Annotated in this window: 13 protein-coding genes and 1 tRNA gene; 10 read left to right on the plus strand and 4 right to left on the minus strand. The window is 38.6% G+C overall.

Translation table 11 applies throughout. The features are described 5' to 3' along the window. Positions 1-62: 62 nt before the first annotated feature. Both BMX11_RS02345 and BMX11_RS02350 read left to right on the plus strand, forming a co-directional pair. Positions 63-2,312, plus strand: coding sequence for a patatin-like phospholipase family protein (locus BMX11_RS02345; RefSeq protein WP_245738559.1), 2,250 nt, complete (start codon positions 63-65; stop codon positions 2,310-2,312). Then, a complete protein-coding gene (locus BMX11_RS02350) occupies positions 2,309-2,839 on the plus strand; it encodes a hypothetical protein (protein WP_090880811.1) in 531 nt (176 codons plus the stop codon). The genes BMX11_RS02345 and BMX11_RS02350 overlap by 4 nt, the downstream gene beginning before the upstream one ends. A gap of 218 nt (positions 2,840-3,057) precedes the next feature. On the opposite strand, the gene tamL is transcribed toward BMX11_RS02350, so the two are convergent. After that, the gene (gene tamL, locus BMX11_RS02355) at positions 3,058-5,484 is read right to left on the minus strand and encodes a translocation and assembly module lipoprotein TamL (RefSeq protein WP_090880814.1); all 2,427 of its coding nucleotides are present in this window, start codon (positions 5,482-5,484) and stop codon (positions 3,058-3,060) included. Between tamL and BMX11_RS02360 the strand changes: the two genes are divergently transcribed. The 4 genes from BMX11_RS02360 (at position 5,475) to BMX11_RS02375 (ending at position 7,463) form a co-directional block, all read left to right on the plus strand. Beyond that, entirely contained in the window at positions 5,475-6,221 is a 747-nt protein-coding gene (locus BMX11_RS02360) for a TrmH family RNA methyltransferase (protein ID WP_090881202.1), read from the plus strand. The two genes, tamL and BMX11_RS02360, sit on opposite strands and share 10 nt — an antisense overlap. Positions 6,222-6,287: 66 nt before the next feature. After that, positions 6,288-6,361 (plus strand) — tRNA-Cys (locus BMX11_RS02365). Positions 6,362-6,396: 35 nt separating this feature from the next. Further along, complete coding sequence (locus tag BMX11_RS02370) at positions 6,397-6,567, plus strand: spore protein (protein WP_090880817.1); 171 nt, start codon at positions 6,397-6,399, stop codon at positions 6,565-6,567. Positions 6,568-6,686: 119 nt separating this feature from the next. Further along, positions 6,687-7,463: a hypothetical protein gene (locus BMX11_RS02375; protein WP_090880820.1), complete on the plus strand. Its 777-nt coding sequence runs from the start codon at positions 6,687-6,689 to the stop codon at positions 7,461-7,463. Here the strand turns inward: BMX11_RS02375 and BMX11_RS02380 are convergent. The 3 genes from BMX11_RS02380 to BMX11_RS02390 form a co-directional block, all read right to left on the minus strand. Further along, a complete protein-coding gene (locus BMX11_RS02380) occupies positions 7,460-8,494 on the minus strand; it encodes a quinone-dependent dihydroorotate dehydrogenase (protein ID WP_090880823.1) in 1,035 nt (344 codons plus the stop codon). The genes BMX11_RS02375 and BMX11_RS02380 overlap by 4 nt on opposite strands. A 144-nt stretch (positions 8,495-8,638) precedes the next feature. Then, a complete protein-coding gene (locus tag BMX11_RS02385; RefSeq protein WP_090880826.1) occupies positions 8,639-9,289 on the minus strand; it encodes an NAD(P)-dependent oxidoreductase in 651 nt (216 codons plus the stop codon). A gap of 176 nt (positions 9,290-9,465) precedes the next feature. Next, positions 9,466-9,876: an Rrf2 family transcriptional regulator gene (locus tag BMX11_RS02390; RefSeq protein WP_090880830.1), complete on the minus strand. Its 411-nt coding sequence runs from the start codon at positions 9,874-9,876 to the stop codon at positions 9,466-9,468. 126 nt (positions 9,877-10,002) lie between these two features. Between BMX11_RS02390 and BMX11_RS02395 the strand changes: the two genes are divergently transcribed. From BMX11_RS02395 to BMX11_RS02410, 4 genes are all read left to right on the plus strand, one after another. Then, positions 10,003-13,053, plus strand: a complete 3,051-nt coding sequence (locus tag BMX11_RS02395; RefSeq protein ID WP_090880833.1) for an AsmA family protein — start codon at positions 10,003-10,005, stop codon at positions 13,051-13,053. Between the two features lie 697 nt (positions 13,054-13,750). Next, positions 13,751-15,661, plus strand: a complete 1,911-nt coding sequence (locus BMX11_RS02400) for an ABC-F family ATP-binding cassette domain-containing protein (protein WP_090880836.1) — start codon at positions 13,751-13,753, stop codon at positions 15,659-15,661. Between the two features lie 113 nt (positions 15,662-15,774). Next, positions 15,775-17,049, plus strand: coding sequence for a type IX secretion system plug protein (locus BMX11_RS02405; protein ID WP_090880839.1), 1,275 nt, complete (start codon positions 15,775-15,777; stop codon positions 17,047-17,049). A 147-nt stretch (positions 17,050-17,196) separates the two neighbouring features. Beyond that, positions 17,197-18,162: a formylglycine-generating enzyme family protein gene (locus BMX11_RS02410; RefSeq protein WP_090880842.1), complete on the plus strand. Its 966-nt coding sequence runs from the start codon at positions 17,197-17,199 to the stop codon at positions 18,160-18,162. The last annotated feature ends 3 nt before the right edge of the window (positions 18,163-18,165 follow it).

Below are 18,165 nucleotides of genomic sequence, written 5' to 3' on the forward strand. Positions count from 1 at the left end.
CCTTTGATAGAATTTTGCTGATCCTCTTCGTTCTGTGCTGTACCCAATTACACGCGCAAAAGGTGGGCCTTGTTTTTAGCGGTGGTGGAGCAAAAGGCCTGGCACATATCGGAACATTAAAAGCACTTGAAGAAAACCACATCCCCATCGATTATATTACAGGGACATCGATGGGTGGAATTGTTGGGGCCATGTATGCTGCCGGATATTCGCCAAAAGAAATTGAAAAAATAGCCACCAGCAACGAGTTTCAAAATTGGGTAAACGGCCGCTATACCAGCGATTATACTTTTTATTTCCAAAAAAATGCGCCAAACGCGTCCATGTTGGCGGCCAAAGTAGCGATTGATACAGGTTTTCATTTTAGCTTCCGGTCCAATTTAATTAATGACATCCCCTTAAACTTTGCCTTTCTAGAGCTTTTCTCACAGGCTTCTGCTGTGGCAAAAGATAATTTCGACAATCTTTTTGTCCCCTACCGGTGTATGGTGGCAGACGTACTTTCTCAAAAAAGTATTACGGTTAACAAGGGGAGCTTAGCTGAGGCTGTAAGGGCCACTATGACCGTCCCAATTATATACAGACCAATTAAGCTGGATAACAAATATGTATTTGACGGGGGCCTTTATAATAACTTCCCTGCCGATGTAATGGAACGAGACTTTAAGCCCGACTACATCATCGGTGCCAATGTATCGTCTAAAACTTATAACGAATACCCTAAAAACATCGACGACAGATTAATGAATCGCTTTTTAATCTACATGTTTTTATCCAAATCAGATTCCACTATGATTGGCAAAAATGGGGTTTATATCCAGCCTGATTTGGCCAATTACAGCGTTACCAATTTTTCTCCTGTAGAAGACCTGATTAAAAAAGGTTATGATGCTACAATGGCTGATATGCCCCGAATTAAGGCACTGATAAAAAAAAGAGTTACTGATGAAGAACTTCAACTCAGAAGGGAAGATTTTAATTCCAGAAAGCCTAATTTAAAATTTAGCAATGTCATCGTTACCGGGGTAAACGATCAGCAGAAGAAATATGTAGAACGACTTTTTAAAAGCGACAGAAAGAGTTTCAATCTGGCAGACATTAAAAGAGGGTATTATAAATTGGTTGCCGATCAAACCTTCGAAACCGTTTATCCTAAAATCTCTTATGAGGCTGCTTCGGATAGTTATACTTTTGAAGTTGTAGCGCAGCCTAAAAAAAGCTTTAAGCTGGAGCTCGGGGGGAATATTTCCACCCGTCCAATCAGCAATGTCTTTTTGGGTGCGCAGTACAATTATCTAAATCGCAAATCGTACACCTTCGGAACCAGCTTCTATTCGGGGCGTTTCTACGAATCGGTACAAATTAATGGAAGAGTAGATTACCCCACTAAACTCCCGATATTTTTAGGCGCAGAACTCACTTATAACCACTGGAATTTCTATAACACCAGTCAGATATTCATTGAAAATCCAAAACCCATTTATATCGAACAATCAGATCGGAAGATTGACCTGATGATGGGAATGCCGCTCAATTACAATACTAAAATCGTTTTGCATGCTACGTTTATCAACAATAATGACCGATACAGCCCTAACAATACTTTTGCTGTGGGCGATGTGCTGGATCAAACCATTTTCAATGGCTTTAGGGGCTCTTTAAACCTGGAGAAAAACTCGCTGAACAGGAAGCAATACCCTACCAATGGCCAAAGCTTTTCATTGAGCTTTAATTACACCACCGGACGGGAGAACTACAATCCAGGCAATATTTTCCGCAATACCCCGGGCTTTGTTAAAGTTCCCGGTCAAAGTAATCTTCATCACTGGGGAAGCATAAAATTAACCCAGGAAAATTATTTCTTACACCTGAAGAAGTATACTTTAGGATACATTGTTGAAGGTGTAATTTCTAACCAGCCTTTGTTTAGCAACTATTACGCTACCCTGCTGGTTGCTCCAGCATTTTACCCTATACAGGATAGCCGGTCACTATTTTTAGATAAATTCAGGGCAACCACCTATGCCGCCGGAGGTTTAAAAAACATTTACAATCTGAAGAAAAATTTAGACCTTAGGTTAGAGGGATATCTATTTATTCCACACAAGGAATTCGAACTCAGTAATTTTCAAGACGTTAATTACGCCAAGGCGATTACAAAAATGCAATATGCAGGTACCGCAGGATTGGTTTACCATTCTCCCTTAGGTCCTGTAAGCTTAAGTTATAATTTATATAACGACGCAGTTAAAAGAAATGGTGTATTATTGCATATCGGATATTTAATTTACAATAAACGTTCTATCGAATGAAACGATCCTTTTTACTCTTATCACTCTGCCTAATCAGTTTAATTGGTTTTGCTCAAAATGCGGCCATCAATAACTTTCTGGTTAAGGAAAACCTGTTAAAGAATAACAAACTGGCCATTATTGCCGCCGATACGCTCAACAACCCAAATGAAAACATTAATGGAACCTATACCTTTAGTGTGAGTGGTTTTACGCAGATTTTAAAATTTCATGATGGAATTGCAGTACTGCCCTTACCTATTGATAAATCTACTTTTGTATATATCAAACACCAAAACGATACGGGCACACACAGCAAACTCGTTTATGTTTACAAAAAAGACACTGATCTAAGTCCTTATTCCATTAATAGTTTATGGCTTTTTATTATCCCAATTGCATTAATTATTGTGGCCATCGCCTTTCGGAAACTGATTATTTTTGTAGTTATCGCCTTCTTAATCTTTGTTTATTTCAATCACAGCAACGGGCTTAATATTTCTACTTTCTTTGAGAGTATTTTTGATGGACTTAAGAATTTGATTTGAAGGGGGTAGAGTGGGAAGTTGAAAGTGGAAAGTTAAAAGTTAAAAGTGGAAAGTTGAAAGTTGAAAGTTGAAAATGCAAGCGCCATTAAACAGGCTCGGTAGTAGAGCCAAGTGCAGGCACATCGGTCTTGCTACTCATTACTCGATACTAAATACTAACTACTCGATACTAAATACTTGATACTAAATACTCAATACTAACTACTTGATACTCGATACTAAAAAGGCATCCCAATACCAAAATTATATTGCACAAACCGGTAGTTATCAGGTCCGTGGGTGGCATTGTAGTTATTTTTAAAGTCTCTGGCTCCAGAAAGGAACTTACTAATTACCCATTGATCCGAGCCACTAAACTGCGGGTCTTTTAACTTCAATCCGATATCAAATCTGAACACAAAATACTGAACATCGTATCTTAAACCCACACCAGTGCCTACCGCAATCTGTTGTGCTAATTTACTAAACTTAAATAGCGTTTCTTCGTTATTTGTAGTAATACCATCTACAGTGGCAGTAGTCCTATTCACATTCCAAACGTTTCCAGCATCAAGAAAAGCTGCTCCCTTTAGAGTGGCTCCGAAAAACTTCTTGGTTAGGGTAAACCTATACTCCATATTCGCTTCAATACGCATCTCACCTAATTGATCCAAGCCAAAGAAAGCTCTTCGCTGTTCGTCATTGGCAAGCGTTTCTCTATTGTAGTTCCCTGGCCCTACTGTTCTGGCTTGCCAGGCACGTACACCACTGGATCCCCCTGCAAAAAACAATTTTTCAAATGGAATTCCAGAGGTAATTGAATTACCATAAGCTACCCCAATTCCCGCATTTAACCGGGCAACAAACTGTTTTTCACCAGCTATATGCTTATACCACCTAATATCAACTTCTGGTCGTACGTACTGATTGAAAGGAAGGCCCAGGATACGGGCATAGTCGCCATTTGCCGGATCATGTTTTTCGCCCGATAATCGTGAAATTCCCTGCAAAAGATTTCCCGCTATATCAATGTTCCCCCTGAAATACACAAAACTTCTAAACTGATTTAGTTTGTCGGCATTTAATGAATAGGTATATTTCATACCCAAAGTAAAGTCCTTACGATCTAGCAAGCGGATATAATAAAGGTTATTCTGCAAAATACTATCCGCTATATTAGCCCGATCCAGGTTACCGAAACGATACTCAAAATTTAACGGTGTGAAGGAGTGCAGCTTTGACTTCGTCTCAAACCAATCGTAGGTAATGGAGTTAATGAAAATCCTCCTTACAGATACATCCTTTTGCAAGGCGTAAATATAACTACTGGAAAAAGTGGTGTGTGGCATTCCATTTCCACCAAGTACGGGGTTATAAAAGGGAATCATTAACCTGGGCACGGTGATACTTGCACTGATGGAAAAATCACGCTGATAAATATCTTTAAATGGTGTTTGCCCACCACCGATTCTCGACTGCAAACCACCTTTAACCTGCAACTCAAATCGCTCTGCTCCCCTAAAAAGATTATTGTTGGTATAGGTATTACTTAAGTTAAAACCCACGGTACCGCCATTAAAAGGCACCTCTCCTTCTACCCGGTTACTCATCACCTTTTGTGGAATTAACTGGATTGCCGCATTGATCTTATTGGAAGTACTATCCCGGTTAAAGTAATCTATTTTAACATTCTTGAAAATATTAAGTTCGTACAGCCTATCGTAAGTTAAATTTTCGTTCCTGATATCGAAAACTTCACCTTGTTTAAGGAAATCATATCTTACGATGGGGTTTCTTCTGTATCGTCTGGAAAAATCAGTAAATATGATTCCATTTACCGTATCCTTACTTAATTTATAACGTGCAGAATCAGGAAAACCATCAGGGTTAGGTGCAATAACCATATGTGTGTAGCCAATGGTGTACTGTTTATGCGGTCCTGATGCAGGATTGGTTACATTTAATTTTACATCTACTTTGTGGGTTTTAGAACTGGCATCTGCCCCAATCACATCAAAGTTGATATAAGGCCTTAAAAAATAGAAATATCCATTTTCCTTCATTAGTCTGTAAATCTGCTCCCGTTCATAATTAAGTGAGTCAGAATCGTATTGCATGCCAGTACGTAAATGGGTAACAGCAGGCTTATTGGCATTGTATACGGCTTTAATATTGGCACTTGCTATAGAATCGCTTAGCTTATCGATAAAATAAGCAGGGCCTGGCTGTGCTTTGAAGTTAATCTCGGCCTTTTTATCCTTTACCTGAATATTCGCCGTAACCTTAGCCTGAAAGTACCCCTTATTGTTAAGGAATTTCTGAATCTGTGTTCTGGATATTTCTACCAGCGTACTATCCAAAATAGCAGGCGGTGTTCCAAATGGTTTTATATTATTGGTTTTGTAGCGCCCGTCTTTCGTATTGAATAAATTGTATAGCGGAACATTAATACTAAAGGCAGATACAGGACGGATATCTTTTTGAACATAATTGTACGCTTGCTCTTCAAATTTAGCATCTACGCTATCTATTGTAACTTTTTTAACAATGGCTTGGTAATCGGCTATGTACTTTGTTGATGAACAGGCCTGCATTAAAACAATAATTAATAGTAATATTGCAGGGCTTTTCAGTTTAATATTTATCAAGTATTGGTATGCTTTCAAAATCTCAGATTAGTTTTGTTAAATCGTTACATCAAAAAAAATATCGCAGGGAAAATGGTTTGTTTCTGGTTGAGGGCATAAAGTCAATTAAAGAATTTATCCAATCAAGTTACCAAATTCATACCATTTTTTACACAACCGAGCAACGCGAAGTGTTACCCCAACTGCCCGCAAATATAAACTTATTTGAAGTAAACAACGCTGAACTGGCTAAGATTAGTACTTTGCAAACACCTCAGGGTTTTATGGCTTTAGTTTATATCCCTAAAAATAAATCAGTCAGTACCGAATCATTGGCCAATCAATTTACGCTTGTACTAGATGGTGTACAGGACCCAGGGAACATGGGTACTATTATTAGAACAGCAGATTGGTTTGGATTTAAACAAATTATTTGCTCTGAAGATACAGTTGAAGCGTACAACCCCAAGACTGTTCAGGCAACTATGGGATCGCTGGCCAGGGTAAATATTTCATATGTAAATTTGCTAGATTTCATTTCTGAAAGTAAAATTCCCGTTTTTGGGGCCTTACTGGAAGGAAAATCTATTTATAAAATTGACTGGAAGAAAGAAGGGTTGATTATTTTAGGAAATGAAGGCAAAGGAATTACTCAGGAAGTGATTTCAAAAGTAAATCAACCAGTTACGATTCCAAACTTTGGCGAAGCTGAATCTTTAAACGTTGCGGTGAGTGCTGCAATCTTCTGTTCGGAGATTAGAAGAACAAAAAATTAACACAGAAAAATGCATTATTATTTGCGAGCTAATTATTAATTGCTATTTTTGCAGCCTGAATTTCAGGGTCGAGTGGCCGAGTGGCTAGGCAGAGGTCTGCAAAACCTTCTACAGCGGTTCGAATCCGCTCTCGACCTCCATTTGTACAAAATATAATTAATAAAAGGTTATTACCATGGCAGTTACCAGATTAAAAAGAAAAGACAGAAGAAATAAAAACTTTGCAAAACAAGAGGTTGATTTCTTAAAGAGAGCAACTAACATCGAATTAGGAAGTCGTTCTGCACAATCTAAAAAAGATCAGTTAGCTAAAAACAATGCTGTTTTAGCTTCATTGGCAAAATAATTTTTAGATCTTCTTCTAAAAGGCTTAAAGCATCCTTCTGATCAAAGGATGCTTTTTTTATGCATTAAACTTTATGTCACTGGTTTTAATACTTAACTTCAGTATCACAAAAAACCTCAATGAAAAAAGCCATCATACTCCCGCTCTTACTCCTATCGATTTCAACCTTCAGCCAAACATCCAAAGCCGAGCAAATTTTAATTCAAAAATTCCTCAGCATCCAATACTGGAATGATAAGCTACTCAATGAGCCAAAAACAGCGTTTAATGACTCACTGATCAGAAGCAATGAAATATTCAAGCTGAGCCTCTTAAAATACACCACCGAAGGAGCCAGTCTTAACTATCCTTTTAAACAATTACAAAAAGAGGGAGTGCACATCGCATCAGCTAAGGATGGACGTTTCAGAATATATTCATGGGACACGCTCACTGGTGGAAGCATGCACTTTTTCGACAATATCTATCAATTCAAGGAATCGGGAAAAACCTATTCAAAAACCATCGTTGCCCCACAGGGAGATGCAGGAGGATGGTACTCTGAAATTTTCAACTTCGAACGTAATGGCCAAACGTATTATTTAGGCTATTTTAATGCCATCTACTCTAACAGTCATTGTGCACAAGCCATCAAGCTTTTCGGAATAGACACAAAAGGGCTTCACGACGATGTTAAATTGATTCAAACAAAAACCGGTATTAAAAACTCACTTCGTTTCTCCTTCGATTTCTTTTCTGTAGTAGACCGACCAGAAAGACCTGTTAAACTAATCCACTTCGACTCAGAAAATAAAAACATAAAAATCCCTATCGTGTTAAACGAGGGATTAGGTAAGGTAACCAACCGGTTTATCACTTACCATTTTAATGGAGAATATTTTGTGAAATCGAACTAGTGTTCTACAAGATCTTTACAGATTTGCTTGATTAAGCCTGGCCCCTCATAAATAAAACCTGTATAAAGCTGTACCAAGCTTGCCCCTGCTTCCAGTTTTTCCCGGGCATCTTTTGCCGAATGAATACCGCCAACTCCAATAATCGGAAAAGCTTTATTTGACTTTTCGGCAAGATACTTGATTACTTCTGTAGAACGCACCTTAACAGGTTTTCCACTTAAACCTCCCATTTCAGCAGATAAAACCTTATCAGTGATCAGATTTTCGCGACTTATAGTGGTGTTGGTTGCAATGATACCCGCTATTTTGGTCTCTGCTACAATTTCGATAATATCATCAAGCTGTGCATCTGTTAAATCAGGTGCTATTTTAAGTAAGATCGGTCTGGAGATATTATTCTTAAGATTGCGTTGTTGTAGCGTATTTAAGATATTCTTCAGGGGTTCTTTTTCTTGCAGTTCACGTAAACCTGGTGTGTTAGGAGAACTCACATTCACCACAAAATAATCTACTACATCGAAAAGGCGGTCGAAACATTTGATATAATCGCTTACAGCATCTTCATTAGGTGTGGCTTTATTTTTACCAATATTTCCGCCTACCACAATATCAGGATGACGATCTTTAAGCAACCTTAATCGCTCAGCCATCACATCTACCCCTTTATTATTGAAGCCCATGCGATTAATCAGGGCCTCATCATTCGGCAAGCGAAACATCCTCGGTTTATCATTTCCCGGCTGTGGCATCGGCGTAACCGTACCTACCTCTATAAAGCCAAAGCCCAAATTACTTAAGGCCTCCACGTACTCACCATTCTTGTCGAACCCTGCAGCCAAGCCTACCGGATTTCTAAATTTTATTCCAAAAACCTCACGTTCCAGACCTTTAATATGTACATCAAAGCTGCTCCGGATAATTGTTTTGCCTAGTGGAAATTTATCATTAAACCATTTTAACCGCTTTACTACGAAGTAATGCACGTTTTCTGGGTCAAACTTAAAGAATATAGGTTTAATTAGACGATACATGCAACGAAGATAAATAAAATATGGAAAATGTAAAGCAGGAAAAACGTGGTTGAAGATGGAAGATGGCACAATGGAAGAGGCGCAGCAAGCTTTTCCATCTTACTTAAAATCCCTCTTCCATTCTTTCCCCTCTTCTATTCCCAGCTAGTATGCAGCTGTAAATTGCTCCTGATGGTAATTATTATTTTCCAATTCATCAGCGATAACGATGGCCAGGTCTTCTACTGATAAAATTGAACGGCCTTCCTCATTAAAAACAGGCGAAGTTTTACCTAAACGATACTCGCCTGTGCGACCGATGGTAATGCCTTGATGCATTTCGATAGCAGGGCTAAAAAACAACCAGTCTAACTCTTTTTCCTGCTTTAAGGTATTGAAATAATCTCTTACCGCAGTGGCTCCTGGCTTAATCTCTTCCGGGAAATCTGGCCCATCTACCAATTGGTTTCCGTCAATTTGCAAAGTACCTGCACCACCAATAAAAATATAGCGCTTAACACCAGATAATTTAACCGCAGCCTGAATAGCTTCTGCCCCTGCTATTGTATCGGCATAAAGATTGGGGTTTGTCCAACCGGCATTAAATGCACTTACAACCGCATCTGCGCCCTTCAAGGTGGCAGCAAGTTTTTCTGTATCTAACACATCCGCAGCAACCTTGGTTACCTTTTCACTGTCAATTTCAATTTTAGTAATGTCGCGGGCAATGGCAATTACCTCGTTACCACGACTAACTAATTCATTTAAAATGGCTTTGCCGACAAATCCTGTGGCGCCGATTAATGCTACTTTCATAATTTATGTTTAATTGTTGAACTGTTTAATTGCTTAATTGTTAGCGGCAAGCGCTTAACTGTAACTCTCGATACTTGTTACTCAATACTTGATACTTACACCTCGATACTTGCTACTTAATTCTTGATACTAAGCAGATTTGTAACATATTTCATTACAGTTATGAATAAATTTTTTTACTTAAACTTTCCCGTAAAATCTGCCAACGTCTGATTTCCCAGGCTCTTAAGCAATGTATCTTCCACCTCCTGATATAAATCCTTTAAATGAGTATTAATCTGTCTGCCAACAGGGCATTTAGGGTTGGGTTGATTTTTACTCTCACCCAAAAAACTTTTATCCTTTACAGCCAAATAAACATCTGCCAAATTGATATCTGCCGATTTCTTAGCTAAGGTAGTACCTCCGCCCTTTCCTTCCCTACTTTCTACGAAACCATGTTTACGCAGATTAATAATCTCTTTACGAACCAGAACGGGATTAATATTGATACTGCCAGCTATCAGATCAGAATTGACATATTGTCCCTTCATTTGATCTAAAAGGGTCAAAATATGCAGGGAGATCGGGAAACGGCTATTGTTCATTCTGTAATTATTTTTATTACAGTACAAAGGTAAGTAAAATTTTAGGCTATCAAAAAAATGTTAATTTTTTATTCCTAATTGTTCTAAAACATATCTTTGCATAATTTTTCCCGCCAAACAAACACATTGAAAAAGTTCTTCAAAATATTAGGCATTAGCCTGACTGCTGTAATCGCATTACTGGTAATCATCCCATATTTAATCCCTCAAACCATCAAAAAAGGGGTAACTCAGGTCATCAATCAAAATATAAAGGGCGAGGTGAAGTTTGAAAGCACCAGCATTTCATTTTTTAATCACTTTCCATCCCTCACACTCAATCTGAACGAGTTTTTACTTAAAGGCTCTGCACCCTTCCAAAGGGATACACTAATTTACACCAGGAAGCTGGCCTTAGGCATTAACCTGCTTTCCTTATTTTCTAAACAGGTTAAAATTGATGAATTTTATCTGGATGATGCCAGAATCAATATCCTAACCGACGAAAAAGGGCATGCGAATTACAATGTTTATGAAAGCAAGCCTGCCGAAAAAACTTCAAAAAACGAAAGTGAAACCGCTTTAAAAATTGAGGGGATCTTCATCAACAATAGCAATTTAACTTATAGTGATAAATCCATCCCCATGTTGATTCGTACTAAGGGTTTTAACTATACTGGAAAGGGAGATTTGAGCCATGCCATTTTTGATTTAAAAAGTAACCTCTCCATTGCAGAAATGGATGTGCTTTATGCCAACACGCCCTACCTGTTAAAGAAAAAAATTAATGCCAGGCTCATCACCAAAGTAAATACAAACTCGCTAAACTTAATTTTCGACGAAAACAACTTAGTGATCAATTCCCTGCCTATACGTTTTGTGGGTCATTTTTCCTTTTTAAAAGATGGATATGATATTGATTTCAGAACTACAGCAAAAGAAACAGATTTACACAATATTTTTACTGCCCTACCGCCCGAAATAGCCGATAGACTGGCGCGCACCAATATTAAGGGTTACGCGGAAATAGATGCCTCACTTATTGGTAAGTATATCGCCGCCACACACAAAATGCCTACCCTTTCTTTTAACATGAAAGTAAGAGAAGGCTTTATTTCTAATCCAAATGCTCCAGAACCCATCAGCAATTTGTTTTTAAACTTAAAGACAAAACTGCCTGGCTTAAATACCGACAGCCTGACCATTAATATGGATAGTCTTTATTTTTACATCGGGAAGGATTACTTTGCTTCTATTACAAGGGTTAAAGGTTTCAAGGAACCCTACATTTACACCGATACCCGTTCTAATATCGATTTAGAAAAGTGGTCAAAAGCAGTTAATTTAGATAGTTTAGCCTTAAAAGGCCGATTAAACATCAACCTAAAGGCAGATGGAAAATATGGTAAAAAAGTAGTTCATTCGGGCATCAGGCAGGTTGACACGACTACAACTGTACCTAAATTCTCGTTAAAAGCATCACTCAACAACGGCTATTTCAAGTACCTCGCCATGCCCACGGCAATTAGTAAAATAGATTTTAGGATCAACGGTGTAAACACAGATGGCGAATATAAAAGTTCTAAATTTTCGATAGAAAATATCAATATTGAAGCCCTCAATAACTTTATAAAAGGTTACGCCAAGCTGCAAACAACCGAAAATATGTCCCTGGATATCCAGCTCAAATCGCTGATTGACTTTGCGGATTTGAAAACCATATATCCGATTAAGGGTTATGAATTAAATGGTATTTTGAATATTAACCTGCAAAGTAAAGGCCCCTTTAATAAAGCGAAAAAGCTTTTCCCCATTACAACAGCGGCCATTAAATTGAACAATGGCAGACTCAAAACACCAAATTTCGACCAGCCTTTAGAAAAAATTGAAATTGATGCAGATTTAATCAACACAGACGGCACCTTAAAGAACACTAAACTCAACATCAAACCCATTTCTTTCCAAACGGCCAATCAGCCGTTTACACTTAGGGCCGATGTAAGTAATTTTGAAAATATTGCGTACCATGTTAGCTCAAAAGGAACTGTTGATATTGGCAAAATGTATCAGTTATTTGCCATTAAAGGTTATCAGGTTAGGGGATTAATTTTTGCAGATGTGGTTTTCAAAGGCCTGCAGAGCGATGCCATGAATGGAAGATATGCCAAACTACGAAACAGCGGCAGAATGACTGTTAAAGGCCTGAATCTTCAATCTGATTTGTTTCCAAAAAGCTTTTTGATCAAAAACGGTGTCTTCTCCTTTCATCAGGACAAAATTAGATTCGATGAATTTAATGCCAGCTACGGACAATCAGACTTTAAGTTAAACGGAAATTTAAATAATGTAATTAACTATGTGTTGAACGATAAGGCCAAACTGACCGGTAATTTTAAACTCAGCAGCAACAAAATTCTGGCAGACGAATTTATGGTTTACGCTGATCCTGCTCCAAATGCAGTCACACCGGCAGCAAGTGGCGTTATCCTTATCCCCAACAATCTGAATATTACTTTTTCTGCAAATGCCAATGATGTAATTTACAATGGACTAAACATTAAGCAGGCAAAAGGAACCATCGTGATTAACAATGGGACTTTGGCATTAAAGCAAACTGGTTTTAACATTGCTGGTACACAAGTGGGTATGGATGCCAGTTACAAAAGTACAAGTACGAAATCCGGGCTTTTTGATTTCCATTTAACCGCCAAAGAATTTGATATTGCAAGAGCCTATATGGAAATTAAACTATTCAGGGAGATGGCCAGTTCAGCGTCAAAAATTAAGGGGCAGGTTGGTTTAGACTATCAGCTTTCGGGAAAACTGAATGCTGAAATGTTCCCTGTTTTTCCTTCCTTAGAAGGTGGTGGTGTACTTAGCCTAAAAAAAGTAAGCTTAATGGGTTTCAAAATGATGAATGCGGTAAGTAAAGCAACTAAGCGTGATAGCCTGAGCAATCCAGATTTATCTGATGTCCAGATCAAATCTACCATCAAAAACAATATTATTACCATTGAACAAACCAAAATGAAAGTGGCTGGCTTTAGGCCCCGTTTTGAAGGGCGGGTAAGCTTCGATGGCCGTCTTAACTTAAGCGGTCGCCTGGGGCTTCCTCCTTTTGGTATTTTCGGCATTCCTTTAAGCATAACCGGAACACAGGAAAAGCCGATAGTAAAACTGAAGCGGAACAAGGCTTAAATTAGTCCTGAGTCTGAAGTCCTTAGTCCAGAGTCTTATAAAAGCGCCTGATTAACTTTGCTCAACCAATCCTGTCCGTCGAGTTCCGAAGGAGTTCTACGGATTGTTTAATGGAGGAGAGTCTTGGACTCGGTTTAAGTAATGTTGAGTTATGAAACTCAACGGTATGCTGTAATCCGTAGAGGCGCTGCGCTTAACTCTACGGACAGGGCAGGGCTTAAATTAGTCCTGAGTCTGAAGTCTGTAGTCCAGAGTCTTATCAAAGCGCCTGCTTAACTCTCCTTAATTCCTTAATGTTTGCTTAAAAAATGGAGAGTTGAAAGTTAAAAGTGTAAAGTTGAAAGTGAAACAGACTTAACTTACCTTAATGTTAGCTGAAAGAATGGCTTAAATTAGTCCTTAGTCCAGAGCCTTATAAAAGCGCCTGCTTAACTTTTCCTTAATTCCTTAATGTTTGCTTAAAAAATGGAGAGTTGAAAGTTAAAAGTGTAAAGTTGAAAGTGTAACCGACTGAATTTCCCTTGTTCCTTAATATGTGTTGAAAGAATGAAGAGTTGAAAGTGCTACACACTTAATCTAATTCCTTAATAATCGCTTCAGAACCAAATTTGGGTTAAAAAGCAAAGAAACAGAGGCTAAACCCCTATTTGATTTTAGAAATAAAAAGCCCTTTAAAATTCGTACTTTTGCAGCCGAAATGATTTCAATAAATAATTTAACATTTTTAATAGGCTCCAGAGCCTTGTACGACGAGGCGAACTGGCATATTAAACCAGGAGATAGAGCGGGGTTAATTGGTGCTAACGGAACAGGAAAGTCTACTCTTTTAAAACTTATTGTAGGAGAATACGCACCAAGTTCGGGTACCATTTCAATGTCGAAAGACCTCAGAATTGGCTATTTAAACCAGGATTTACTTTCTTACGAATCACACCACAGTATTTTACATGTAGCCATGGAGGCTTTTGACCGCCAAAACAAGTTACATGATGAGATTGAAGAACTACTCAAAAAAATTGAGACCGATTATAGTGAGGAGGTTTTATATAAACTGAGCGACAAACAGCAAGAATTTGAGGCACTTGACGGTTACAACATCGAATACAGAGCCAATGAAATTTTAGCGGGTTTAGGTTTCAGCACGGCAGATCAGCAGCGTCCGTTAAACACCTTTTCGGGAGGATGGCGTATGCGTGTAATGCTGGCTAAAATTCTATTACAAGATCCAGACATCCTGCTACTTGATGAGCCAACCAACCACATGGATTTACCTTCCATCAAATGGTTAGAAAATTATCTGGCAAGCTTTGAAGGAGCTATTGTCATCGTTTCTCACGATAGGTACTTCTTAGATAAAATTGTAAACCGCACGGTAGAATCCCGCAAGGGAAAACTGACTGTTTATGCTGGTAATTACAGCTTCTATGTGGAAGAAAAATCTTTAAGGGCCGAAATCCAAAAAGGAGAATTTAAAAACCAGCAAGCTAAAATTAAGCAGGAAGAACGTTTAATTGAACGTTTTAAAGCTAAGGCCAGTAAGGCAAAAATGGCCCAATCCAGAATGAAGGCCTTAGATAAAATGGAACGTGTTGAGGATGTAGATGATGATAACCCAACAGTTAACTTCAGCTTTAAATTCACCAAACCATCTGGCCGCCATGTTGTGCGTATTGAGCATGTAACCAAGCGTTATCCTAATGTTCATATCCTGGATGATGCCGAAGCAGTAATTGAAAAGGGAGATAAAATTGCCCTGATTGGTGCCAACGGTAAAGGTAAGTCTACCTTATTGCGGATTATTGCGGGAACTGAAAAAGCTGACGGAACCTGCGAAACAGGTCATAATGTAACTACAACCTTCTTTGCGCAGCACCAGTTGGAGTCGCTTCATTTAGACAATGCTATTTTAGAGGAGCTGCAAGCTTTTGCACCTAAACATACAGATACCGAGTTGCGTAGTATTTTAGGCTGCTTCTTATTTACGGGCGACGATGTTTTCAAAAAGATCAAAGTCCTTTCAGGAGGTGAAAAATCTCGTGTGGCCCTGGCCAAATCGTTAACTACAGATTCGAACTTCCTGATTCTGGATGAGCCTACCAACCATCTGGATATTCAGTCGGTTAACATCTTAATCCAGGCTTTACAACAGTTTGAAGGTACTTTTATTGCTGTATCTCACGACAGGTACTTCCTGGATAACGTAGCCAATAAAATCTGGTTTATCGAAGAAGAAAAAATTAAGCAATACCCAGGTACTTATGCCGAATATGAAGAATGGAACAGTAAACGTGTTGTTCCGATATCGAAGCCTATTCCAGTAAAAATGCCTGAAAAAGAAAAGCCTGCAGCAAAACCTGCCTCTACCCCTAACACCGCCAGCCAGTTGAAAAAATTGAACGACGAGCTTAAGAAAGTGGAAGAAAACATTGCGGAACTGGAACAAAAGGTTAAAGAAATTGAAACCGAACTGGCAGATGAGCAAGTGTACAGCAAGGCCGACAAATTAGCCGAAACAAACAAACGTTACTTAGCAGTAAAACAAGATTTGGATACCAATCAAACCAAATGGGAAACTTTAGCTGCAGATATTATGGAGTTAGAAGGTTAATCTAACCTTAAGTAATATAGATTTAGAAGCCGTTGATAAACATCAGCGGCTTTTATTTTTCATACAATTTAGCCAAAGTTTTGTGGCTTCGACTGAAACCTTTACTTTTAAAAATGCAAAAAATATTATTTCCGATCTTATTTTTCATCTCTACCTTATCCTTTGCACAAAGTAATGGCGCTTTCAGCTACGAGAATAAAATTTACCTACCCAATATTAAAACCGCCTTGTGCTACAATAGCAATAAGGAGCAAAGCTTACCGGTAATCCAATTAAACTCAGCAGAAACACTTAGCTTTTCTTTTGATGATTTATTGGGTGGTACCAAAAACTATTGGTATACAGTTGAGCATTGCACTTCAGACTGGAAGCCCTCCAAAATTTCGAGCATAGATTACCTGGAAAGTTTTAACGAAGACCGGATTATCAATTATAGATATTCTGCTAATACCACCAGAAAATATACCCACTATGAACTTACGCTTCCTAATCAGCAAGTTCAGCCTAAGATTGGGGGCAATTACCTGTTAAAGGTTTACGAAGATGGAGACATTAAAAAGCCTGTAATTTCTCAGCGTTTCTATATTGTTGACAGCCAGGTTGCGGTGGCGGCCCAAATTACCAACTCCATGCAGGTAGAATTTAGAAACTATAAGCAGAAAGTTAATTTCACACTCAATCATGCCATTCCGATTGCTAACCCTTACCAGGATTTAAAGGCTGTAGTGATGCAAAATTTCGACAGTAATACTTCACAAGTTAATCAACGTCCTTCTTTCGTAAAACCCAACCAATTAATCTACAACGACCTCAATACCAACGATTTTTGGGGAAACAATGAATTTAGAAAATTCGACACCCGCAGTCTGCGTTTCAAAGGTGACAATGTGCGCGACATTTTCCGTGATAATGAATCCGTAAACGTGATGTTATTCCAGGACATCAGTCGCAATAACAGTACTTTCGCCAATCAATATGATGAAAATGGTAATTTCTTCATCCGCAACACAGATGGCAGGGATGATAAAACAGAATCAGAATATATGGGTATTTTATTCACCTTGAATGCCCCTGCCCCTACAGCCAACGGCGAAGCTTATGTTATTGGCAGGTTTAATAACTATACCCTTAATGCAGACAATAAGTTGCTTTATGATGCTAATAAGAAGCAATTTTACGGCAATATCATGCTTAAGCAGGGTTTATACGATTATGAATATGCCTGGCTCGATAAAACTACCAATACCGTAGAAACCAGGCCATTTGAAGGTTCCTTTTTTCAAACAGAGAATAGCTACCAGATTTTCGTTTACTACAGAAGACCGGGAGCCAGATGGGAAACTTTAGTGGGATACACTAACCTAACTAATAAGGTCTCAGAAAGATAGACAACCGTTTGCGCAGAATTAATTGTCAATCATACCTTTATTGTTACAATATTTTTCTTCCCTTTTAAGCAGGGTTAATTACTTTAGTATTTCAGATTTGAAATAATAAAATTGCTTATCCCAAAATAAGCAGGCTAACCAAAAAATATGCTTAAACAACTCCTTGCTATAACGGCGATATCCATTTCTTGCGTGCAGCTAAATGCACAGACTAATCTTAAACCATATACGCAAAACATTGAAGGTACCAAGCTCAGTTTCGACATGCAGGCTATCCCTGCCGGAACGTTTAAAATGGGCAGTAACAATGGAAAAGCCGATGAAAAGCCAGTACATGAAGTAAAATTAGATGCATTTTGGATGGGTAAATATGAAGTTACCTGGAACATTTTTGAGCCTTTTCTCTATCGTGATTATGAACTGAAAGCCAGCGAAGGAAAAATACCCGCAGAAGTAGATGCGGTAACCCGACCTACCAAACCTTATCTAGACATGACCTTTGGCATGGGCAAAGAGAATCAACCGGCCTTAGCCATGACTCAATACAATGCCATACAATTTTGTAAGTGGCTATATGTGCGTACTGGAGTCTTTTACCGTTTACCAACAGAAGCGGAATGGGAATATGCCTGTAAAGCCGGTACCAGCACCAAATATTCTTTTGGAGAGAATGCTGCTGACTTAAAACAGTATGCCTGGTATCAGGATAATAGTGAAAACAAAACGCATCCCGTAGGACAAAAGAAACCGAATGCATGGGGCTTATATGACATGCACGGGAACGTAAGCGAATGGACTTACGATGAATACCTGGCAGATTTCTATGCTAAAAGTGATGGAAAAGTAGCTGTAAATCCTGTATCTGTACCCAGCAAACTCTACCCCAATACAGTTCGTGGCGGTTCTTATGATGAAACGCCTGAAAATTTAACTTCTACTGCCAGGCTAGCTTCAGACCCTGCCTGGAAGCAATTAGACCCACAAATCCCCAAAAGTAACTGGTGGTTTCCAGAAGCCCCTTTTGTGGGTATGCGTTTGGTTCGACCAGCCAAAACGCCTTCAAAAGCCGAAATTGATGCCTATTACAACAAACAACCTATAAAAGACCTATAATCT

Source organism: Pedobacter rhizosphaerae (genome assembly GCF_900111155.1).
Lineage (GTDB): Bacteria > Bacteroidota > Bacteroidia > Sphingobacteriales > Sphingobacteriaceae > Pedobacter > Pedobacter rhizosphaerae.